The organism is Microbacterium sp. SORGH_AS_0505 (assembly GCF_030818715.1).
GTDB lineage: Bacteria > Actinomycetota > Actinomycetes > Actinomycetales > Microbacteriaceae > Microbacterium.
Genome location: NZ_JAUTAT010000001.1, coordinates 93,472 through 113,398, shown reverse-complemented (window position 1 = coordinate 113,398; position 19,927 = coordinate 93,472). Strand labels below are relative to the sequence as shown.

21 protein-coding genes are annotated in these 19,927 nt (G+C 69.8%); 12 read left to right on the top strand and 9 right to left on the bottom strand.

The annotated features are described in order from the left end of the window. Window positions 1-63: 63 nt before the first annotated feature. The 3 genes from QE428_RS00630 to QE428_RS00620 all read left to right on the top strand — a co-directional run bounded on the left by QE428_RS00630 (window position 64) and on the right by QE428_RS00620 (window position 2,770). Entirely contained in the window at window positions 64-267 is a 204-nt protein-coding gene (locus tag QE428_RS00630) for a cold-shock protein (protein ID WP_036311856.1), read from the top strand. A gap of 458 nt (window positions 268-725) precedes the next feature. Beyond that, window positions 726-2,345: a chaperonin GroEL gene (gene groL, locus QE428_RS00625; RefSeq protein WP_133400063.1), complete on the top strand. Its 1,620-nt coding sequence runs from the start codon at window positions 726-728 to the stop codon at window positions 2,343-2,345. A 227-nt stretch (window positions 2,346-2,572) separates the two neighbouring features. Further along, a complete protein-coding gene (locus QE428_RS00620; RefSeq protein WP_307461957.1) occupies window positions 2,573-2,770 on the top strand; it encodes a hypothetical protein in 198 nt (65 codons plus the stop codon). Window positions 2,771-2,841: 71 nt separating this feature from the next. Here the strand turns inward: QE428_RS00620 and QE428_RS00615 are convergent, their stop codons facing one another. The 3 genes from QE428_RS00615 to QE428_RS00605 form a co-directional block, all read right to left on the bottom strand. Next, a complete protein-coding gene (locus QE428_RS00615) occupies window positions 2,842-3,129 on the bottom strand; it encodes a WXG100 family type VII secretion target (protein ID WP_091355402.1) in 288 nt (95 codons plus the stop codon). 114 nt (window positions 3,130-3,243) lie between these two features. Then, window positions 3,244-4,887 carry a cell wall metabolism sensor histidine kinase WalK gene (locus tag QE428_RS00610; RefSeq protein WP_307461955.1) on the bottom strand — a complete coding sequence of 548 codons (1,644 nt, stop codon included), beginning with the start codon at window positions 4,885-4,887 and terminating at the stop codon, window positions 3,244-3,246. A gap of 88 nt (window positions 4,888-4,975) precedes the next feature. Then, window positions 4,976-5,668 carry a response regulator transcription factor gene (locus tag QE428_RS00605; RefSeq protein WP_091355396.1) on the bottom strand — a complete coding sequence of 231 codons (693 nt, stop codon included), beginning with the start codon at window positions 5,666-5,668 and terminating at the stop codon, window positions 4,976-4,978. A 99-nt stretch (window positions 5,669-5,767) separates the two neighbouring features. On the opposite strand from QE428_RS00605, the gene QE428_RS00600 reads away from it, so the two are divergent. Next, on the top strand, window positions 5,768-7,144 hold the full coding sequence (locus QE428_RS00600; RefSeq protein WP_307461946.1) for a type II CAAX endopeptidase family protein: 1,377 nt from the start codon (window positions 5,768-5,770) through the stop codon (window positions 7,142-7,144). Between the two features lie 9 nt (window positions 7,145-7,153). On the opposite strand, the gene QE428_RS00595 is transcribed toward QE428_RS00600, so the two are convergent. Genes QE428_RS00595 through QE428_RS00585 form a run of 3 tightly spaced genes read right to left on the bottom strand, consistent with a single transcriptional unit; the run spans window position 7,154 to window position 10,811 of the window. Continuing rightward, window positions 7,154-8,797 (bottom strand): DNA repair helicase XPB, encoded by a 1,644-nt coding sequence (locus QE428_RS00595; protein ID WP_307461942.1) that lies wholly within the window; start codon window positions 8,795-8,797, stop codon window positions 7,154-7,156. A 27-nt stretch (window positions 8,798-8,824) separates the two neighbouring features. Beyond that, window positions 8,825-10,531, bottom strand: a complete 1,707-nt coding sequence (locus QE428_RS00590) for a helicase-associated domain-containing protein (protein ID WP_307461939.1) — start codon at window positions 10,529-10,531, stop codon at window positions 8,825-8,827. A gap of 1 nt (window position 10,532) precedes the next feature. Next, window positions 10,533-10,811 (bottom strand): multidrug ABC transporter ATPase, encoded by a 279-nt coding sequence (locus tag QE428_RS00585; RefSeq protein ID WP_307461936.1) that lies wholly within the window; start codon window positions 10,809-10,811, stop codon window positions 10,533-10,535. A 106-nt stretch (window positions 10,812-10,917) separates the two neighbouring features. Between QE428_RS00585 and QE428_RS00580 the strand changes: the two genes are divergently transcribed. Next, complete coding sequence (locus QE428_RS00580) at window positions 10,918-11,301, top strand: cold-shock protein (protein WP_065570028.1); 384 nt, start codon at window positions 10,918-10,920, stop codon at window positions 11,299-11,301. Next, window positions 11,294-12,064 carry a DUF3027 domain-containing protein gene (locus QE428_RS00575; protein WP_307461930.1) on the top strand — a complete coding sequence of 257 codons (771 nt, stop codon included), beginning with the start codon at window positions 11,294-11,296 and terminating at the stop codon, window positions 12,062-12,064. Before QE428_RS00580 ends, QE428_RS00575 begins: the two co-directional genes overlap by 8 nt. A 71-nt stretch (window positions 12,065-12,135) precedes the next feature. Here the strand turns inward: QE428_RS00575 and serC are convergent, their stop codons facing one another. Continuing rightward, window positions 12,136-13,254 (bottom strand): phosphoserine transaminase, encoded by a 1,119-nt coding sequence (serC, locus tag QE428_RS00570; RefSeq protein ID WP_091355379.1) that lies wholly within the window; start codon window positions 13,252-13,254, stop codon window positions 12,136-12,138. A 108-nt stretch (window positions 13,255-13,362) separates the two neighbouring features. Between serC and QE428_RS00565 the strand changes: the two genes are divergently transcribed. From QE428_RS00565 to QE428_RS00555, 3 genes are all read left to right on the top strand, one after another. Continuing rightward, the gene (locus QE428_RS00565; RefSeq protein ID WP_307461926.1) at window positions 13,363-14,067 is read left to right on the top strand and encodes a metal-dependent transcriptional regulator; all 705 of its coding nucleotides are present in this window, start codon (window positions 13,363-13,365) and stop codon (window positions 14,065-14,067) included. Window positions 14,068-14,429: 362 nt separating this feature from the next. Continuing rightward, complete coding sequence (locus QE428_RS00560; RefSeq protein ID WP_307461923.1) at window positions 14,430-15,167, top strand: M23 family metallopeptidase; 738 nt, start codon at window positions 14,430-14,432, stop codon at window positions 15,165-15,167. A 308-nt stretch (window positions 15,168-15,475) separates the two neighbouring features. Then, window positions 15,476-15,973, top strand: a complete 498-nt coding sequence (locus tag QE428_RS00555; RefSeq protein ID WP_065570032.1) for an HNH endonuclease — start codon at window positions 15,476-15,478, stop codon at window positions 15,971-15,973. A gap of 24 nt (window positions 15,974-15,997) precedes the next feature. Here the strand turns inward: QE428_RS00555 and QE428_RS00550 are convergent, their stop codons facing one another. Further along, on the bottom strand, window positions 15,998-17,206 hold the full coding sequence (locus QE428_RS00550) for an MFS transporter (RefSeq protein WP_307461919.1): 1,209 nt from the start codon (window positions 17,204-17,206) through the stop codon (window positions 15,998-16,000). 53 nt (window positions 17,207-17,259) lie between these two features. Between QE428_RS00550 and QE428_RS00545 the strand changes: the two genes are divergently transcribed. Together QE428_RS00545 and QE428_RS00540 are read left to right on the top strand one after the other, a co-directional pair. After that, window positions 17,260-17,859 carry a sugar O-acetyltransferase gene (locus tag QE428_RS00545; RefSeq protein WP_307461916.1) on the top strand — a complete coding sequence of 200 codons (600 nt, stop codon included), beginning with the start codon at window positions 17,260-17,262 and terminating at the stop codon, window positions 17,857-17,859. After that, window positions 17,843-18,400: a TetR/AcrR family transcriptional regulator gene (locus tag QE428_RS00540; RefSeq protein ID WP_307461913.1), complete on the top strand. Its 558-nt coding sequence runs from the start codon at window positions 17,843-17,845 to the stop codon at window positions 18,398-18,400. The genes QE428_RS00545 and QE428_RS00540 overlap by 17 nt, the downstream gene beginning before the upstream one ends. Here QE428_RS00540 and cynS read toward each other — a convergent pair whose 3' ends face one another. Continuing rightward, complete coding sequence (gene cynS / locus QE428_RS00535) at window positions 18,401-18,871, bottom strand: cyanase (protein WP_307461909.1); 471 nt, start codon at window positions 18,869-18,871, stop codon at window positions 18,401-18,403. 156 nt (window positions 18,872-19,027) lie between these two features. Here cynS and QE428_RS00530 point away from each other — a divergent pair, with 156 nt between their 5' ends. After that, window positions 19,028-19,723: a helix-turn-helix domain-containing protein gene (locus QE428_RS00530; RefSeq protein WP_307461905.1), complete on the top strand. Its 696-nt coding sequence runs from the start codon at window positions 19,028-19,030 to the stop codon at window positions 19,721-19,723. Window positions 19,724-19,927 lie beyond the last annotated feature (204 nt).

The following is a 19,927-nucleotide window of genomic DNA, read 5'->3' as shown; positions in this document are numbered from 1 at the left end:
CCGCGGATTCGGGCCTGGGCGCGTGGCTAGCATTTCGATGTCCCACAGCTTCAGGAGATTCGCATGACCCAGGGAACCGTCAAATGGTTCAACGCCGAGAAGGGCTTCGGCTTCATCACCCTCGGTGACGGACAGGACGTCTTCGTCCACTACTCCAACATCGACATGTCGGGCTTCCGCGTCCTCGAGGAGGGGCAGGCCGTCGAGTTCACCGTCGGCAGCGGCCAGAAGGGCCCGCAGGCCGAGTCCGTCCGCGTCGTCGCCTGACGAGTCTCAGCTCTCGTACCGGCGGAGGAACGTTCCGCTCACCTCGGCGGGATTCAGCTCCGTCGCGGACCTGCTGAAACGCTGCGGACACGGCGTCGAAGTGCGGCCATCCGGCGAGTCCGTGGCGCCACTCGGCGGTGTCCCACCGCAGGTAGGCGTCGCATCTCCTCGCGGTTGACGGCATATCCTCGTGCAGCGTTTCGCACGCCGTTGATCCCCGCGATGAAGCGGCCCCGACGATCGTCGGCATCGTTCCTCCACGCGGTGATCGGGCTGTGCGTGCGGCCCGCGGCGCGATGTCGTCACGGTAGCGCGAGTCGGTGTCGCACGGCTTGCACTCGCTATGGTCGAGTGCCAGAATGATTTAGCACTCACTCATCCTGAGTGCCAGAACGATCCCGCTCCCAGTCCCTGGGGGCACGGTACTGAACCTCACGTCCGGGAGGGACGACACACTTATGGCAAAGATCATCGCTTTCGACGAGGAGGCCCGCCGCGGCCTCGAGCGCGGCCTCAACACCCTGGCCGACGCCGTCAAGGTGACGCTCGGCCCCCGCGGCCGCAACGTCGTGCTCGAGAAGAAGTGGGGCGCCCCCACGATCACGAACGACGGCGTGTCGATCGCCAAGGAGATCGAGCTCGACGACCCGTACGAGAAGATCGGCGCGGAGCTCGTCAAGGAGGTCGCCAAGAAGACCGACGACGTCGCCGGTGACGGCACGACGACCGCCACGGTCCTCGCCCAGGCGCTCGTGCGCGAAGGTCTGCGCAACGTCGCAGCCGGCGCCGACCCCATCTCGCTCAAGAAGGGCATCGAGAAGGCCGTCAAGGCTCTCTCCGACGAGCTGCTCGCCGGCGCGAAGGAGATCGAGACCAAGGACCAGATCGCGGCGACGGCATCCATCTCGGCTGCCGACCCCGAGATCGGCGCCCTGATCGCCGAGGCCATCGACAAGGTGGGCAAGGAAGGCGTCGTCACCGTCGAGGAGTCCAACACCTTCGGCACCGAGCTCGAGCTCACCGAGGGTATGCGCTTCGACAAGGGCTACATCAACCCCTACTTCGTCACCGACGCCGACCGTCAGGAAGCCGTCTTCGAGGACCCCTACATCCTCATCGCGAACCAGAAGATCTCGAACATCAAGGACCTTCTCCCCGTCGTCGACAAGGTGATCCAGGAGGGCAAGGAGCTCCTGATCATCGCCGAGGACGTCGAGGGTGAGGCTCTCGCGACGCTCGTGCTCAACAAGATCCGCGGCATCTTCAAGTCGGCTGCCGTCAAGGCTCCCGGCTTCGGCGACCGTCGCAAGGCTCAGCTCCAGGACATCGCGATCCTCACCGGCGGCCAGGTCATCACCGAGGAGGTCGGTCTCAAGCTCGAGAACGCCACCCTCGACCTGCTCGGCCGTGCCCGCAAGGTCATCATCACCAAGGACGAGACCACGATCGTCGAGGGTGCCGGCGAGGCATCGCAGATCGAGGGTCGCGTGACCCAGATCCGCCGCGAGATCGACAACACCGACAGCGACTACGACCGCGAGAAGCTCCAGGAGCGCCTCGCGAAGCTCGCTGGTGGCGTGGCCGTCATCAAGGCCGGTGCGGCGACCGAGGTCGAGCTCAAGGAGCGCAAGCACCGCATCGAGGACGCCGTCCGCAACGCGAAGGCAGCCGTCGAGGAGGGCATCGTCCCCGGTGGTGGCGTCGCGCTCATCCAGGCCGGCGAAAAGGCGTTCGCCAAGCTCGAGCTCGTCGGTGACGAGGCGACCGGTGCGAACATCGTCAAGGTCGCCATCCAGGCGCCGCTGAAGCAGATCGCCCTCAACGCCGGCCTCGAGCCGGGCGTCGTGTCGAACAAGGTCGCCGAGCTCCCCGCGGGCCAGGGCCTGAACGCCGCGACCGGTGAGTACGTCGACATGTTCGCCGCGGGCATCATCGATCCGGCCAAGGTCACCCGCTCGGCGCTGCAGAACGCCGCGTCGATCGCCGGCCTCTTCCTCACCACCGAGGCAGTCGTCGCCGACAAGCCCGAGAAGGCGGCGGCTCCGGCCGGCGACCCGACCGGCGGCATGGACTTCTGATCCAGCGCTGACAGTCAGCACGAAGGGCCCCTCCTCCGGGAGGGGCCCTTCGTCGTTCCCGGGCGCCGGATGGCCGCCGCAGCGTCCCGTGCGGAATGTCAAGGGAGCACCCGCTCCGGTGGCAGGAGTCCATTGTGGGCGGTGAGGCGTCGTCCACGCCGTACACGGTGGCCGTCATCGCGCAGCGTCGCACGGGCCTCATCACATCGATCCGAGGAGAGGTTCCCATGGCAGACCACGATGACTCCGCCGTCGTCGGCGACGACGCGCAATCCCCGCAGAACGGTTCGGACAGCGACGGGTCTGAGAAGCCGGGCGGCCTCGGGAAGGACGGCACCATCCCCGCCGATCCCGACGGCGTCGCCGCCGGGCACAGCGATACCCCGTCGCACTTCAACCCGGAGGAAGACGAAGACGCGTCCTGATCCACGCACGTCTGCTCCGCTCGACACGAAGGGCCCTTCCTCTGGGAAGGGCCCTTCGCCGGTCGGACACGTCAGCGGAACATGCCCGCCGCGGCCATCTCGGTCTGCGCGTACTGCTGGCCGACGGCGCCCAGTGCGGTGCTGATGTCGGCGAGGGCGGCATCCAGTTCGCGCTGGGCGGCACGCCAGCGTTCGACGACTCCCTGGAAGGCGACCGAGGCGCTGCCGGTCCACGATCCCTGCAGCTGGGTGAGGTGTCCGAGCATCGTGGCGGTCTCGGACTGGACCCGGTCGCCGGTGGCGCGGATCGTGGTGGTCGCGGCGAGGACGGCGTCGCTGTCGACGGTGAAGGCGGTCATGACGGTTCCTTTCGATGGGATGCCGCCACGCTAGGTGCGCGCCCTGTTCCGGCCTCACGCCGCTGCGCAGCGTGGGGAGGACCGTCGCTCCCGGTCCGCTGGGGAGGAGTCCGCTCAGTCCTCGGAGCGGGGCGCCCGCGGGAGCGGCTGTGTGGCCAGGTCGACGGCTTCGCCGGCCGTGGCACGGTCCATCGCGAGGGGGAGGGATACCGTGAAGGTCGCGCCGCCGCCGGGGGTGTCGGTGACCTCGACGGTGCCGTGCAGGGTGGCGACGATGGAAGCGACGATCGACAGTCCGAGGCCGGAGCCGCCCGTCTCGCGGGTGCGGGACGAGTCGGCTCGCCAGAAGCGCTGGAAGATCTTGCTGCGGATCTGCTCGGGCACACCCTCGCCGTGGTCGGCGATCGAGATCCACCCGCGGCCGGAATCGAGGTCGGCGCCGACCGTCAGTTCGATGGGCGAGCCCTCGGGCGTGTACCGGCGCGCGTTGCCGAGGAGGTTGGCCACCACCTGGCGGATCCGGTTCTCGTCGCCGAGCACGATGGGGAGGACCACCTGCGGCGCGGGGATCAGAATCGGTTCCGTCTGGAGCGCCGGGGGAGGCGCGGCATCCGTGCGGGGACGACGGCGCAGCAGGCGACCCGCACCGGCGATCGCGCCACCGCGTCGCTTCGGGGTCGGTTCCTGCGCCGTGAAGACCGCGAGCGGGATCGTCGACGTCGGGGTCTGCCCCGAGAACGTGACCTCGCGGTCGGGGGACGCGGCGCGCGCGTCGAGGGCGGCATCCCGGGCGATCGGGCGGAGGTCGACGGGGACGACCGCGACGTCCCGCTGCTCGTCGAGGCGCGCGAGGGCGAGGAGATCCTCGACGAGCGCGCCCATGCGGATCGCCTCTTTCTCGATGCGCTCCATGGCCTGGGCGGTCTGCTCCGGATCCTGGATAGCCCCCATGCGATACAGCTCGGCGTACCCGCGCACGGTCACGAGCGGCGTGCGGAGCTCGTGGCTCGCGTCGCCGATGAAGCGCCGCATGCGATCGACGGTCGAGTCGCGCTCACCGAGCGCCTCGTCGATGCGCTCCAGCATGACGTTGATCGCCGTCTTCAGTCGGCCGACCTCGGTGCCGGGGGCGATGTCGCTCATGCGTTGGCTGAAGTCGCCGCGGGCGATCGTCATTGCGGTGGATTCGACCTGGCCGAGTCCGCGGAAGGCGAGGGTGACGAGTCCGCGCGTGAGGATCGCGCTGCAGACGATCGTGAACAGGGCCAGCACGGTGTAGATGCCGATGTAGTTGGCCACCGTCCGGTTCACGTCGTTGAGAGGCAGTGCGACGAGCTGCGTGTAGTACTCGCGCGATCCTGCGATCGGCAACGTGTCGACGCTCGCGCGGTAGCGAACGGTTCCATCCGCCGACGTGAGGTCGAACGGAGTCGTGCCGTCGAGCACTGTCTGGTCGAGCGAGAACGTCTCCGGGAACTGCGGCGGTGCGAGCGATCCGTCGCCTCCCGCGATCGCCAGGCGTTCGCCCTCGCCCTTGCCGCTGTACACCGCGACCGAGAAGTCCGTCGGCGCCGCCGCGATGGGGGTGAAGGTCGCCCCGCCGTCGTCGAGCGTGACGTTCATCAGACTGCTGGCGATGTCGGTCGTGACCGTCTGCGTCAGCGACTGGTCCACGGCGGACAGCTGCGCGTTGCGCAGGAAGATCATCGTCCCCACGCCGGCGGCGATCATGCCGAAGGCGAGGATGCTGACGGTCACACCGGTGACTTTGGTGCGCAGGCTGAGGCCGCGCCACCAGGAGGTGACGCGGTCCTGCGATGCCGTCGGGCCCAGGGTGCGCCTCCGTTCAGGCGGTGCGGTCGGCCTTCAGCATGTATCCGAAGCCGCGCTTGGTCTGGATGAGCGGCTCGGAGGAGTGCGGGTCGATCTTGCGGCGGAGGTAGGAGATGTAGCTCTCCACGATGCCGGCGTCGCCGTTGAAGTCGTACTCCCACACGTGGTCGAGGATCTGGGCTTTGCTGAGCACCCGGTTCGGGTTGAGCATCAGGTAGCGCAGGAGCTTGAACTCGGTCGGGGAGAGGTCGATCGAGGTGTCGCCCACCTGGACGTCATGCGTGTCCTGGTCCATCGTGATCTCGCCGGCCTTGATGATCGAGTCCTCGTCGGCCTGCATCGTGCGGCGCAGGATGGCCTGGATGCGCGCGACGATCTCGTCGAGGCTGAAGGGCTTGGTGACGTAGTCGTCGCCGCCGGAGTTGAGGCCCTCGATCTTGTCCTCGGTGGCGTCCTTCGCCGTCAGGAAGAGGATGGGCGCCGTGTAGCCCGCTCCGCGGAGACGCTTGGTCACGCTGAAGCCGTTCATGTCGGGCAACATGACGTCGAGGATGATCAGGTCGGGTTCTTCTTCGAGGACGGCCGAGATGGTCTGGGCGCCGTTCGCGACGGCACGGACCTGGTATCCGGCGAACCGGAGGCTCGTGACGAGCAGATCCCGGATGTTCGGCTCGTCGTCCACGACGAGGATGCGTGCAGCGGTCATGAGCCCATACTGGCACCGGAATCGATCGGTTTGCTGGACATTCCGCTCCCGGGTCGCTCGAGGGTACGATCACGTCCCGCGGTGAGACAGGATGGAACGGTGACTGTTCCGCAGCCCGTCCCCGTTCCCCACCGCGCCGCGCCGGCCCTTCCCGCCGACACCACCGGCCCGGGCGCCGCCTTCCACCGCTTGCTGTTCGCGCGTCAACGCCGAGGCTGGTGGACGCCCTTGGCGACGGGGGCGATCGGCGTCGTGCTGTACCTCATCGTGTCCACGGTGATCGGGTTCGTCTTCGCGCTGACCCTCTTCGCGTCGGACCCGTCCGCGGACGTCTACGCGCTTCTGGATCGGTTGGTGACGATCGACGTCACCGATCCGCTCGGGCTCGCTGTCATCCTGCTGTCGCTCGCGGTGATGTGGCCGATCTACCTGCTGTCGTCGTTCCTCGTGAACGGGCGGCGCGTCGGCTTCCTCTCGTCGGTCGCCGGATCGCTCCGGTGGAGGTGGCTGCTGCTGTGCGCGGGCGCCGCCGTCGTCGTGTACATCGTCATCTCCGCGCTCTCCTTCCTCCTGCCGGCCGAGGAAGGATCGGGGGGCACGCTCGTGCCGCCGCAGGACAATCCCGCCTTCGTGGCATCCCTCGTCATCGTCCTGATCCTCGTCCCGTTCCAGGCGACCGCCGAGGAATACGTCTTCCGCGGGTACCTCATGCAGACGGTCGGACGCTGGCTGAAGCACCCCGCGTGGTCGATCCTGTTGCCGGTGCCGCTGTTCGTGCTGGGGCACGTGTACGACTGGGCGGGACAGGTCAGCGTCGGGGTGTTCGCCATTGCCGCCGGGTGGCTCACGTGGCGGACCGGGGGCCTCGAGTCCGCGATCGCGCTGCACGTCGTCAACAACCTCGCCGCGTTCGGATTCTCGGTGTTCGGTCTCAGCGACGCGGCGGCGACCGACACGAGCGTCGTGAGCCTGGTGTCGTCGGTGGTGATGATCGGCGCGTTCGTGGGAGTCGTCGAGTGGCTCTGGCGTCGCGGCGACGGGCGCCGCACCCTGCGGATCACGCCCGCACCCGAACCCGTGCAGGTTCTGCCCGTGTACGCCGGCGCGTACCCTCCCGTGTACGGCCAGCCGCCCATGTACGGTCAGCTTTCGGTCTACGGTCAGGCGCCCGCGTACGGCCAGCCGCCGGTGTACGGTCAGCCGCCCGTGTACGGGCAGCCTCCTGTCTACGGTCAGCCGGTGGACCCCACGCCCGCGCCGACACCGCCGGCGGCACCCTACGACGGTCCGCCGCTGCAGCCGCATCAGGCGCCCCGGTGGGGCGAATACGCGCCTGCGCCCGACGCCACACCCGCGCCCGAGCGGTCTGCCACGGCGGACCCGGCGCCGTCCGGTCCCGCCGACAGCGGGTCGGCCGGGTCCGGGACGGATGCCGGTGGTTCCGACGGGTCGACCGGCTCGTCCTCGTCGGACTGAGCCGGGCGGTCAGGCCGCCAGCAGGTTGTCGGCGTCGAGGATCGTGTAGCTGTACCCCTGCTCGGCGAGGAACCGCTGGCGGTTCTGCGCGAAGTCCTGGTCGACCGTGTCCCGCGCGATGAGCGTGTAGAAGCTCGCCTTGTGACCGTTCGACTTCGGACGCAGGAGGCGACCGAGTCGCTGCGCCTCTTCCTGTCGGGAGCCGAACGAGCCCGAGACCTGGATGGCGACGGACGCGTCGGGCAGGTCGATCGAGAAGTTCGCGACCTTCGACACGACGAGCACCGGGATGCGGGCGTGCCGGAAGGCGTCGAACAGCTCCTCGCGCTCGTCCACAGGGGTGGAGCCGGTGATCTTCGGTGCGCCGAGCTCCTCCGAGAGGATGTCGATCTGGTCGAGGTACTGGCCGATCACGAGGATCTGCTCGCCCTCGTGCTTCGCGACGAGGTCGCGGACGACGTCGATCTTCGCGTGCGCGGTCGCCGCGAGGCGGTAGCGCTCGTCGTCGGCCGACGCCGCGTACTCGAGCCGGTCGGATGCCGGCAGGTCGATGCGCACCTCGTAGCAGACGGCGGGGGAGATGAAGCCCTGAGCCTCGATCTCCTTCCACGGGGCATCGAAGCGCTTGGGACCGATGAGGCTGAAGACGTCGCCCTCGCGGCCGTCCTCTCGGACGAGCGTCGCGGTGAGGCCGAGTCGACGACGTGCCTGCAGGTCGGCGGTCAGCTTGAAGACGGGCGCGGGGAGCAGATGCACCTCGTCGTACACGATGAGGCCCCAGTCGAGCGCGTCGAGGAGCGCGAGGTGGGCGTACTCGCCCTTTCGCTTCGCCGTGAGGATCTGGTACGTCGCGATCGTGACGGGCTTGACCTCCTTGGACTGACCGGAGTACTCGCCGATCTCGTCGGGGGTGAGCGATGTGCGCTTGAGTAGCTCGTCGCGCCACTGTCGGGCGCTGACGGTGTTGGTCACGAGGATGAGGGTCGTCGTCTTCGTGTCGGCCATCGCCGCGGCGCCGACGAGGGTCTTGCCCGCGCCGCAGGGGAGGACCACGACGCCGGAGCCGCCCTCGCTGAAGATGTCGACGGCCTTCCGCTGATACGGGCGCAGCGTCCAGCCGTCCTCGTGCAGCTCGATCTCGTGCGGGGTGCCGGGCGTGAAGCCGGCGTGGTCCTCGGCGGGCCAGCCGATCTTCAGCAGCTCCTGCTTGATCTGGCCTCTCGCCCACGCGTCGATGACGTACGTCTCCGGCGTCGGGTGCGCGATGAGCAGCGGCTGGATCCGGCGGTTCCGGGCGATCTCGGCGAGCACCGGCTTGTCGGTGGAGCGGAGGATCAGCGTCCCCTCGTCGTCGCGTTCGATGACGAGGCGTCCGTAGCGGCCGACGGTCTCACGGATGTCGATCGAGACGGACGGCGGAACCGGGAACTTCGCCCACCGCTCGAGGGTGGCGAGCATGTCCTCCGCGTCATGCCCGGCGGCACGCGCATTCCACAGCCCGAGCCGGGTGATCCGGTAGGTGTGGATGTGTTCGGGAGCGCGCTCGAGTTCCGCGAAGATCGCGAGTTCGTGTCGCGCGTTCTCCGCGTCGGGGTGAGCCACTTCGAGCAGCACCGTGCGGTCGCTCTGGACGATGAGAGGGCCGTTAGCCATAACGGACGAGTCTACCGGCCCCGGCGCCTACACCGGCCGGACGCTCACGATGCTCGACAACGGCAGGGTCCGTTCGACGTCGGCCGCGCGGTCGCGCCCGCGCAGGCGTCCGCCGCCGAGTCCGGCGGCCTCGAGGGTCACGTCGCGGGTGGAGCCGTCGGGCATCCGGATCGTGATGTCGATCGTCGCGCGGGTGCGGACCGCCTGCTCGAGCTCGCGTTCGAGCCAGGCGGCATCCGCGTCGTCGGACAGACTGGCCCGCAGCGTCTCGATCAGCGGACGGTAGCGTTCGGATGCCGAGGTCTCGGGTGTCGTGCTCTCGGCGACGTCGTGGCGGCCGGGCGAGCGAGGCGTGCCGTCGGCATCCACCGCGAGAACCGGGTAGCGAGCGTCGGAGAGCATCCAGAACGTGGTGTCGACGCTCGTGCGGGTCACGAGGTCGTCCCCGTCGGCGACGAGTCCGAGGGGTCGCAGAGCCTGGTCGACGTTGATCGCCTCGAGCAGGTCGCGTTGACCCGACAGTCGCGTGTAGCCCTGCCGGTCCGGGCCGACGCGCAGGGTGCCGTGGCGGGTCGCGGCGCGCTCGATCTCGTAGGCGAGCGGCTGCGGGACGCCGGTGAGGGACAGTTCGGTGAGGAAGGCGGTGAGGGATGCCGCGGTCTCGCCGGCGGCGAAGGCGGCGCCGATCGTCTCGGCGGTGAACCGGTAGGTCGCCGCCTGTGCTCGGGACTCGCGGCGCGCGGTGGTGCGCAGGCGCAGATCGAGGCGGGGCTCGAGCGGGCCGGGAGCGATGGCGGTCAGGTCGTTCTGGAGGTAGACCTTGTCGACCTCGTGGGGGAGCAGGGTGCGGAGCGCGTCGGCGTCGGCGTGCGTCCCGTCTGCGAGTCCCGCCGCCCACGTCGGCGGGGTGCCGTCGGGGGCGAGCACGGCCCAGTGCACGAGCATCGCGACCAGGCGCCGGACCCGGTCCGGCCAGGCCGGGTCGAAGGGGTAGGCCCCTGGCCACTCCGCGAGCGGACGCCACCCTCCCGCGGCGGAGCGCAGGGCGGAGGGCAGCCGGTCGCGCAGGTGCCCGGCGACCTCGAGCCAGCGCTCGACCGTGCGGCTGCCGAGCCACGTCGACCCGGCGTCGGTGACCGTCCAGCTGCGTTCCGAGCCCGCGAGGAGTCCCGCCTCTTCAGCGATCCCGACGAGGATGTCGGCATCGTCGGGGCTCGCGGCTGCACCGGCATCGACGAGGCGACGGCGGTCGCCGGCGCTGAGGGCGCCGGAGCCGATCCGCGCGAGCGGAGTGCGCGTGGCGGAATGGAGGATGTCGGCGAGCGAGGCGGCGGCGTCGAACGCTCGCTCGGCGCTCGCGGCATCCGATTCATCCGTTCCCGTGATCGCCGGTGCGGCGTCGACGGTCGCCGCTGATGAGAGGGCTGCGGCCACCGCGTCGTAGGGGGTTCCGTCTTCGTCCGTCAGTGCGCGTGCGGCGAGGGCGTCGCGCAGCGTCGCGTCCACCGGCGTCCCGGTCTCGAGGGCGTCGCGCAGCGCGGCCGCCTCGACGTCCGAGACCTGGGCGAGGGCGCGGTGCAGCTGGGCAGGGTCGAGCAGTCCGTCGGCCGCGTCGAAGAAGTCCGTCCAGGACGTGTGGGGAGCGACGTGCCGTGCATCGAGCAGGGCGGCCAGGGCATCCGGATCGAGTGTCGCGAGCCGGGTCGCGAGGGCACGAGCGTCGGAGGCGGTCACGTCAACGGCCCTTGTTGGCCCGTCCCCTTCGCACGAACGTCATGATCAGCAATGCGAGCAGCAGCGCGAAGGCCACTGGCGGTGCGACGTAGACGATGAGGCTCACCACGGGCCAGGCGCCGGTCGCGAAGTCCTCCTGCTTCAGCCCGACGGGGCCGGAGGCGATGATGATCGCGAAGAAGCAGACGACCGAGAGCACCAGAAGACCCAAGGACATGAACGCCAGGATGCGGTCGATGCGTCGAAAGGGAAGGTCGCCGGCCGGGGGCGGAGTGCTCATCCGATCAGAGTAGCGGCTCGCCGCGGTGTCGTAGTCTGGTGGTCGGGGCTGAGACGGTCCCATTTTCCCATGCCCGCACGCGGGCCTGAGCAGCGAGGTTCGACACATGCCCACCGGCAAGGTCAGGTTCTACGACGAGGCGAAGGGATTCGGCTTCATCACCGGCGACGACGGTCAGGACGTCTTCCTGCACGCGACCGCGCTCCCCGCCGGGACCACCACGATGAAGCCCGGCACGCGCCTGGAGTTCGGCGTCGCCGACGGCCGCCGCGGGCTGCAGGCGCTCGCCGTTCGGGTGCTCGACGCTCCCGTCAGCCTCAGCAAGCGCAACCGCAAGCCCGCCGACGACATGGCGGTCATCATCGAGGACCTCGTCAAGCTGCTCGACGGCATCGGCGGGGACCTCCGCCACGGCCGGTACCCGAGCGGCGCGCACGGCAAGAAGGTCGCCGCTGTGCTCCGCAAGGTCGCTGATGACCTCGATGCCTGAGTCCCCGGAGGACATCGAGCCTGCGGCGCCCGTCGAGGCCGCCGCGTCTGCAGCGCCGACGGATGCCGCCGAGACCGACGACGCCGCTGAGGTGGCCGACACCGCCGAGGACGTCGAGACCGACGTCACCGGCGAATCGTCCGAGCCGGCGGAAGCGGAGTCCGCTCCGACCGACCCGCGGCTGTTCGAGGCGTACGACCTGGCGCGCGCCGCGCTCCTCGAGGTGACTCCCGAGGCGACCGTCGGCGAAGCCGCCGGGTATCTCATCGAAGACGGTGGCGTCGTCTCGCTCCGCTTCTCGAACCGGATGGCGGGGTATCCGGGCTGGTTCTGGACCGTCAGCGTTGCGGTCGTCGACGGATCCGAGCCCACCGTGCTCGAAGTGGAACTCCTGCCCGGCGACGGCGCGCTGCTCGCACCCGAATGGCTGCCGTGGGCTGAACGGCTCGCCGAGTATCAGGCCGCTCAGGCGGCCGCCGATGAGGACGAATCCGACGACGACGCGGACGACGACGACGCGGACGATGACGACGACGCGGATGAGGACGACGCCGAGGACCTCGACGCGAGCGACTTCGACAGCGACGGATCGCCGATCCTGCATGCCGGCGACGTGGACGGCGTCGACATCGACGAGCTCGATGAGACTGCGGACGACGATGAGTCGGACGACGAGGAGTCCGATGACGACGACGAGTCCGACGACGACGTCGATGCGGACGATGAGTCCGACGATGACGGCGAGTCGCTGCGCGAGTACTGACGCGCGGCATCCGCTCTCACACGAACGCGGCCCCGGGGATCATTCCTCGGGGCCGCGTTCGTCGTGTGGGCTCAGTCGGCGAGGTGCTCGACCGTGTAGTCGATGGCCTTGATGAGCTGACGCACGTCGTCGGGCTCGATAGAGACGAAGGTGGCGACGCGCAGCTGGTTGCGGCCGAGCTTGCGGTACGGCTCGGTGTCGACGATGCCGTTCGCGCGCAGGCTCTTGGCGACGGCGGCGGCATCGACCGAGTCGTCGAAGTCGATCGTGACGACGACGGGGGAGCGGTCGGCGGGGTCCGCGACGAACGGCGTCGCGAAGGACGCGGCATCCGCCCATTCGTACAGAGCGCCCGAGGATTCCGCCGTCCGGGCACCGGCCCACGCGAGCCCGCCGTTGCCGTTGATCCACTGCAGCTGGGTGTCGAGCAGCTGCAGTGTCGCGATCGCAGGCGTGTTGAGGGTCTGCTGCAGGCGCGAGTTGTCGAGTGCGTTCTTCAGGCTCAAGAACTCGGGGATGTACCTGCCGGATGCCGCGACCCGCTCGATGCGCTCGATGGCGGCCGGCGACACCGCGGCGTACCAGAGACCGCCGTCGGAGCCGAGGTTCTTCTGGGGCGCGAAGTAGTAGACATCGGCCTCGGCGATGTCGATGTCGATACCGCCGGCGGCGCTCGTGGCGTCGATCACGGTGAGGGCGCCGGCGTCGCCGTGGACGCGCGTGATCGCGGTCGCGACACCCGTGGAGGTCTCGTTGTGCGCCCAGGCGTAGACGTCGACGCCCTCGACGGCCTCGGGCGTCGCGCTCGTGCCGGGCTCGGCGCGGCGCACGTCGGGCGCCTCGAGCCAGGGTGCGGCGGCGGCCGCGGCGAACTTGCCGCCGAACTCGCCGAACACGAGGTTCTGCGCGCGCTTCTCGATGAGGCCGAAGGCCGCGGCATCCCAGAAGGCGGTCGAACCGCCGTTGCCGAGGATGATCTCGTATCCCTCAGGAAGGCGGAACAGCTCGGCGAGCCCCGTACGGGTGCGGGCGACGAGGTCCTTGATCGGTGCCTGGCGGTGGGAGGTGCCGAACAGCGACGCCCCCTGGGTGACGAGCGCTTCGAGCTGCTCGGCACGGACCTTGGACGGGCCGCATCCGAAGCGTCCGTCGACGGGCAGGAACTCGCGGGGGAGGGTCACAGTCGCCATGCCGAGAAGTCTAGGGCGCGGGCCTCGGCGGTTCCGGTCGCATGACGCCCCGCGACCGGATGCCGGATAGGCTGGGGAAGCATTGTCTCCCGCGCGAAAAGGGCTTTGATGACCGACCTCATCGACACCACCGAGATGTATCTGCGCACCATCCTCGAACTCGAGGAAGAGGGCATCACGCCCCTGCGCGCCCGCATCTCGGAGCGTCTCGGGCACTCCGGGCCGACGGTGTCGCAGACCATCGGCCGCATGGAGCGCGACGGCCTCGTCGTCGTGTCGGAGGACCGCACGCTCGAGCTCACCGACCCGGGACGCCAGAAGGCGGTCGACGTCATGCGCAAGCACCGCCTCGCCGAGCGCCTGCTGTCGGATGTCATCGGCCTCGACTGGCCCTACGTCCACGAAGAGGCCTGTCGCTGGGAGCACGTCATGAGCGAGCTCGTCGAGCGGCGTCTCATCGAGCTTCTCGACCACCCGACCGAATCGCCGTACGGCAATCCGATCCCCGGGCTCGATCAGCTGGGCGATGTCCCCGCCAACGCGTTCGACAACGGAGTCGTCGGTCTCGTGCGTCGACTCAACGACGCCGGCGGCCCCGTGACGGGCAGCATCCGCCGGCTCGCGGAGCCCATGCAGGTCGATCCGGAACTCCTCACGCAGTTGCGAGACGCCGGCGTCGTGCCGGGTCGCACCGGGTCGTTCCGGTTCAACGAGGGCTACGTGCTGGTCGAGATGGACGACGTCGACGAGGCGCTCGAGCTGCCCGTCGAAGTCGCTTCGCACATCTTCGTCGTGGACGCCCGCGAGATCTGACGGGTCGTCCCATCGCCCGTTCGCAAGGGCGAGAGCGTGACTTATTCGTTACCTTCCGGTAGCCTCGGATGGTCCACCGGCGAGAAGCCCGCCTCGGACCGCTCCGTGAGTTGCCTTCCCGGCTCGTCATTCGCGAAGTGCCCCCTACATCCGTGCCCGACATGGAGTGCCGACGAGCCAGCATCCAGACCCCCCGGATGCGGAGGCGCTGGAGGACAGCTTGGCTGAAGAGTTCCACCCGTCGAACGAGATTTCTGAGGCATCGACGGCCACCCGAAAAGGTCGTCTGAGCAGACGGTTCGCCGCGAAGGCGCCCGCCACCCGTTCGACTGGCATCCCGCCCTCACCCCGTCCGCAGTTTCGTGACCGTCGCCGCCGTTGCCGGCATGGTCGCCACCGTGGCCATCCCCGCCTTCGCTGCGGCCGACCGCGGCGACGTCGCCGAGGCTCAGACCCTGCAGCAAGCCTCCGCGGACGACGCGCAGTCGCTCGTCGTCGCCTCGGAGGGGAGCCCCGAGACCCTCGAGCGCGGCGGTTACTCCGCCACGACGCCCGAGGAGATCCAGAAGGCCAAGGCGAAGGAAGCCGCTGAGAAGGCGGCGAAGGCCGCTCTCGCAGCCCGACTCGCGTCGGCCTCCTCGTCCTCCTCGTCCTCGAATGCGTCGACGTCCTCGAGCTTCTCGAACTCCGTGCCGCTCGTCTCGCCCGGCTCGGGCACGGTCCGCCGTCCGCTCGCGCGCTTCGACAACTTCGGCACCCCGTACGCCGGCCACAAGGGAACCGACTACATGGTCGGCCGCGGTGAGCCGATCTACTCCGTCGCCGACGGCACCGTCGTCGCCTCGTCCGAATCCGGACCGGGTTGGGGCGTGTACGTGAAGATCGCCCACAACATCGGCGGCGTGCGGGTCACCTCGCTGTACGCGCACATGGACTGGGGCACGCGCCGCGTCCAGGTGGGCGACACGGTCTCCGCCGGCCAGCTGATCGGCCAGGTCGGCGACACCGGACGCGCGTTCGGCACCCACCTCCACCTGGAGATCCGCATCAACAACGGATATACCAACGCGGAGTCGTGGCTGCAGGCCAACGCCGGCTGACGACACACAGCTTCTGTTCTGCTGTTGTTCGCCCTGAGGCATCCCGGGGTGTAATACCCTGACCCCGACGCTCGTTCGAGCCGAGGGGAGCCGTATGGACATCCAACCCCGCATTCGCAACCGGAATGCGCTAGGTCGGCATGTGCTGCGGCATCGTGTGCACGATTGCCACGACGTCGGTCGTGCGAAAAAGGCGCTGTCTTCATGACGGCGCCTTTTTTCGTACCCGCACACCCCTCTCGACCCGCACCGCGTCGACGACACGGAAGGCCGCTGAAGCCGTCTCGGCCGTTCGAGAGGACACCCCTATGCGCACTCTGGTGCTGAATGCAGGCTACGAACCCCTGGCCGTCATCTCTTTCAAGCGAGCCCTGGTGCTCGTCATGACGGAGAAGGCGACCATCATCGAGCGTGTCGAGGAAGACCCCGTCTGGGGCACTCGCGACGTGTACGACCGGCCGGCAGTCATCGTGCTGACCCGGTACGTGCGGATCCCCGCGTCGCGCCGGGTCCCGGTCACCCGCCGGGGGGTTCTCCGCCGCGACGGGAACCGGTGCGCGTACTGTGGCAAGGGTGCGACGACGATCGATCACGTGCTGCCGCGGTCGCGCGGAGGCGCTGATTCGTGGGAGAACCTGGTCGCCGCATGCCTGCGCTGCAACAACCTGAAGGGTGACCGCACGCCGCAGGAGATGCACTGGGAGCTGCGATGGATGCCGCAACCGCCCCGCGGCGCCGGCTGGCGTGTGCGCGGCGCTGAGCGCGCGGACCCCGCATGGGAGCCGTACCTGGCGCTCGCGGCGTAGCGGTGCGGGCCGCCCCTCGCGGCGTCAGGCCGCTGCACCCTCGTGCGCCACGCGGCGCGGGCGCAGGGTGAACGCGAGCAGCACGACGAACGCGCCCGCGATCGGGTAGACGATCAGCGCGGTCCGCAGGTCGGTCTGCTCGGCGAGCAGGCCGACGGCGGGCGGTGCGAAGAGGAAGCCGAGGCGCATGAGCCAGGCGACGAACGTGAGTCCCGACCCTGCACGCAGGCCCGGCATCTCGTCCGCGGCGTGCATCGCCGCGGGCACGATCGTCGCCGACCCGAAGCCGGCGGCCGCGAGCCCGATGATCGTGCCGGGGATGGTCGGGAAGGCGAGCGCGAGACCGAGGCCGAGCGCGATCAGGATGCCGCCTGCCCGCGCGACGGCCACAGCGCCGAAGCGGTCGGTGAAGCGATCGCCGAGGATCCGTCCGACGAACTGCGCGCCGATGAGGGCGATGTAGCCCGTCGCGGCGATCGCACCGATCGCGCCGAGGGAGTCCGAGAGGTACAGCGTCGACCACGAGCTGCCGAGGTCCTCGACCATGGCGCCTGCGATCGCGATGACGACGAGCGCCGCGAGCATCGCGACCGTGCGGATGCCGGGTCGCACCGCCGGGACGACGGGCGCCGCGCCGGCGGTGTCGTCGAGCGACCGCTCGCCGGTGCGCGGCAGGCAGAATCGCCACGCGATGAGAGCGGATGCCGAGAACACCACGCCGGCGATCGCGAGGTGCGCGGGCACGGGGACGCCCAGCGCGATGGTGCCGGCCGCCATCGCGCCGCCGAGGACGGCGCCGACGGACCAGATCGCGTGGAGGGAGTTGATGATGGAGCGGCCGAATCGGCGCTGCACCTCGAGGCCATGGGTGTTCTGTCCGACGTCGACGATGGCGTCGAGCGCGCCGCCGAGGAACATCGGGATCGCGAACAGGATCGCGGTGGGCGCGAAGCCCGCAGACAGCAGGGCGATCGCGATGAGGACGGTGCCGACGGCGGCGACCGGGGCGGAGCCGAACCGGCGCATCAGGGGCGCCGCGAGGAGCCCGAGGATGAACGAGCCGAGCGGCCACGCCGCGAGGAGCAGACCGTAGACGGCGGTGTCGACGCCGAGCGTCTCTTTGATCTCCGGCAGCCGAGGGACGATGTTCGCGAAGAGGGCGCCGTTCGTGAGGAACAGGGCGGAGACCGCGAGGCGAGCGCGGCGGACCTCGGGCGGGACGACGGTGGGCATGCGTACGATCGTACACTCCGTGTGTACGATCGTACGCAAGGAATGGAGGGCACATGTCTACCGACTACTTCGCCGGAGATGCGCGCACGAACCGCGAACGGATGCTGGCGGGCGAGCTGTACATCGCCGATGACCCCGAGAGCGCCCGCATCGCGAGAAAGGCCGTGGTGCTCAGCGACGCCTATCACCGCGCGGTCGTCGCCGGAGACGAGGGGGCCCGTGGCATCCTGAGCGACCTCGTCGGCACCCTCGGGCCGGACGTCGAGATCAAGCCGCCGCTGTTCGTCGACTACGGCGAGAACATCCACGTCGGTGCGCGGACCTTCATCAACTACAACCTGACCGCGCTCGACGTCGCCCCGATCGTGATCGGGGAGGACTGTCAGCTCGGCCCGAACGTGCAGCTGCTCACTCCGACGCACCCGATCGCCCCGCAGCCGCGACGCGACAAGCTCGAGGCGGCGAAGCCGATCACGCTCGGTGACAACGTGTGGCTCGGCGGCGGCGTCATCGTGTGCCCGGGCGTGACGATCGGCGACAACTCCGTGATCGGGGCGGGATCGGTCGTGACGCGCGACATCCCGGCGAACGTCGTTGCGGTCGGCAACCCCGCCCGCGTGATCCGTGAGATCGGCGATGACGACCGCGGCTGATCCCCGGCCGCGCCGGACGGATCCCGAGCGCCGCGACCGCATCGTCGACGCGTGCCTCGAGGTGATCGCGGAATCCGGGGTCGCGGGAGCGTCCGCGAGACGCATCGCCGCCGCGGCGGACGTGCCGCTAGGTTCGGTGACCTATCACTTCGTGACGATGGACGCCCTGCTGCGCGAGGCGTTCACCCGCTTCAGCGAGACCGTCAGCGATCGGTTCGTCGCCCGCATGGCCGAGGCTCAGACGAGGGATGCCGCGGCGACGGCCATCGTCGAGCTCATCGAATTCGACGTGCTGGCCGACCGCGGTGAGCTCGTCCTCACGCACGAGCTCTACACGCTCGCCGCGCACGATCCCGGCTACCGGTCGCTGACGAACGCGTGGATGGCGCGGAGTCGAGCGGCCCTCGAGGCCCATTTCGACCCGGCGACCGCCCGCATCCTGGACGCCCTCATCGAGGGGCTGACGATCCACCGCGCCCTCGACATCGAGGCGCCGCCGGTCGGGACGGCCGCCGACGCGGTGCGCCGGGTGACCGGCTGATCAGTTACCGGATTCCACCCACGCGTACGGCAGGAACTTGCCGTCGATCGTGATGACGACGCGGTCGCCGTCAGGGTGCGTGACGCGGTCGAGCGAGATGCTGCAGTTGATGGCGCTCATGATGCCGTCGCCGAACCGGTCGTGGATGAGTGCTTTGAGCGCGGGGCCGTAGACCTGCACGAGCTCGTGGAAGCGGTAGATCGTGGGGTCGCTCGACAGGTCGGCCTCGGCCGCACGGTTGGGCTGACGCGTGAGGGCGTGGACGATCTCCTCGTCGAGGCCCAGGGCGTCGCCGAGACGGGCGGCTTCGACCTCGGACAGCGCGTGCATGCCGAGGACGGCTGCGGCGGTCCAGACGGGCGGACGGCCGATGAGCTCGCTGACGGCGTCCCACGAGAGGCCGCTCGTGCGTCGCGCCTCGTCGATCAGTGCGCCGGCGGTCTGCTTGCTGATGATCTGGGGGAATGCCATGAGGGCGTCCTCTCGTCTGGGTTCGTCCCATCGGACCAGTCGCGGCGGGTGGCGGGACAGGAAGAACGCGCACGGATGCCGGCGTTCCGCGCACGCGTGACACGGTCGAAACGCGCGCGACGCGGCGGGGCAAAGCCGGGTGTCTAGCGTGGGCGCATGGCGGCGGTGGAGGAGTGGATGCACGCGGTGGTGGATGCCGTGCCGCAGCCGCTGTGGGTCATCGGACCCGGCGGGGCCGTCGCCCACGTGAACGCCGCCGCGGGCCGCCTGCTCGGCTACGCCGACGCCCGCGGGCTCGTCGGCGGGCCCAGTCACGAGGCGCTGCACGCCTGCCGCCCCGACGGCTCCGCCTATCCTGCGCATGAATGCCCGATCGTCCATGCGTCCGCGCACGGCGGCGACCCGCACGGGTTCGAGGTCTTCGTCACGAGCGCGGGCCGGCCGGTCGACGTCGCCTGGCGAGTGGCCGAGCTGCCGCTGCCGGAGCACCGGCTGCTGTCGTTCGTGCCGCAGGCGTCGGTGCCGACGGCGGGAGGGATGCCGTCGGCATCCGCTCTGCGTGCGCAGGTCGCGGCGCGCCACCGCGACCCGGAGTTCGGCGTCGACGTGCTCGCGCGCGACGCCCATGTGTCGGTGCGGACGGTGCAGGCCGTGCTGGGCCGGGCGGGGGAGAGCCCCGCCGCGCTCATCCGCGAGCACCGACTGGCGTCTGCGGAGGTGCTGCTGCGCGACGGGATGGCGGTGGCTGCCGCCGGGTACGCCGCGGGCTTCCGCGACCCGGGCACCTTCGCGCGGGCGTTCCGGCGTCGGTTCGGCGTCGCGCCGGGGGCGGTCGCGCGCGCGGCTGGCTGAGGGGCGTCATCCGCTCTGCGGGTTCGGGTGTCATCGGATTCGGAGAATGTCGCCGGATTCGGATCGGAATGCGGTTGCTGATCCGAATCCGACGCTGATCTCCGAATTCGAGAACGGATCTGATGAGGCGCGACGGCGTCTCGGCGCCGGCGCAGGCTCGATGTCGGAACCCGTGCGTATCTTCGAACTCGACCGCTTGAGTCA

What these genes read in the sequence shown, in the direction of transcription:
- QE428_RS00630 (WP_036311856.1), top strand. Translation starts at nt 64, where the DNA reads ATGACCCAGGGAACCGTCAAATGGTTCAACGCCGAGAAGGGCTTCGGC.
- groL (WP_133400063.1), top strand. Translation starts at nt 726, where the DNA reads ATGGCAAAGATCATCGCTTTCGACGAGGAGGCCCGCCGCGGCCTCGAG.
- QE428_RS00620 (WP_307461957.1), top strand. Translation starts at nt 2,573, where the DNA reads ATGGCAGACCACGATGACTCCGCCGTCGTCGGCGACGACGCGCAATCC.
- QE428_RS00615 (WP_091355402.1), bottom strand. Translation starts at nt 3,129, where the DNA reads ATGACCGCCTTCACCGTCGACAGCGACGCCGTCCTCGCCGCGACCACC.
- QE428_RS00605 (WP_091355396.1), bottom strand. Translation starts at nt 5,668, where the DNA reads ATGACCGCTGCACGCATCCTCGTCGTGGACGACGAGCCGAACATCCGG.
- QE428_RS00595 (WP_307461942.1), bottom strand. Translation starts at nt 8,797, where the DNA reads ATGGCTAACGGCCCTCTCATCGTCCAGAGCGACCGCACGGTGCTGCTC.
- QE428_RS00585 (WP_307461936.1), bottom strand. Translation starts at nt 10,811, where the DNA reads ATGAGCACTCCGCCCCCGGCCGGCGACCTTCCCTTTCGACGCATCGAC.
- QE428_RS00580 (WP_065570028.1), top strand. Translation starts at nt 10,918, where the DNA reads ATGCCCACCGGCAAGGTCAGGTTCTACGACGAGGCGAAGGGATTCGGC.
- QE428_RS00575 (WP_307461930.1), top strand. Translation starts at nt 11,294, where the DNA reads ATGCCTGAGTCCCCGGAGGACATCGAGCCTGCGGCGCCCGTCGAGGCC.
- serC (WP_091355379.1), bottom strand. Translation starts at nt 13,254, where the DNA reads ATGGCGACTGTGACCCTCCCCCGCGAGTTCCTGCCCGTCGACGGACGC.
- QE428_RS00565 (WP_307461926.1), top strand. Translation starts at nt 13,363, where the DNA reads ATGACCGACCTCATCGACACCACCGAGATGTATCTGCGCACCATCCTC.
- QE428_RS00555 (WP_065570032.1), top strand. Translation starts at nt 15,476, where the DNA reads ATGCGCACTCTGGTGCTGAATGCAGGCTACGAACCCCTGGCCGTCATC.
- QE428_RS00550 (WP_307461919.1), bottom strand. Translation starts at nt 17,206, where the DNA reads ATGCCCACCGTCGTCCCGCCCGAGGTCCGCCGCGCTCGCCTCGCGGTC.
- QE428_RS00545 (WP_307461916.1), top strand. Translation starts at nt 17,260, where the DNA reads ATGTCTACCGACTACTTCGCCGGAGATGCGCGCACGAACCGCGAACGG.
- QE428_RS00540 (WP_307461913.1), top strand. Translation starts at nt 17,843, where the DNA reads ATGACGACCGCGGCTGATCCCCGGCCGCGCCGGACGGATCCCGAGCGC.
- cynS (WP_307461909.1), bottom strand. Translation starts at nt 18,871, where the DNA reads ATGGCATTCCCCCAGATCATCAGCAAGCAGACCGCCGGCGCACTGATC.
- QE428_RS00530 (WP_307461905.1), top strand. Translation starts at nt 19,028, where the DNA reads ATGGCGGCGGTGGAGGAGTGGATGCACGCGGTGGTGGATGCCGTGCCG.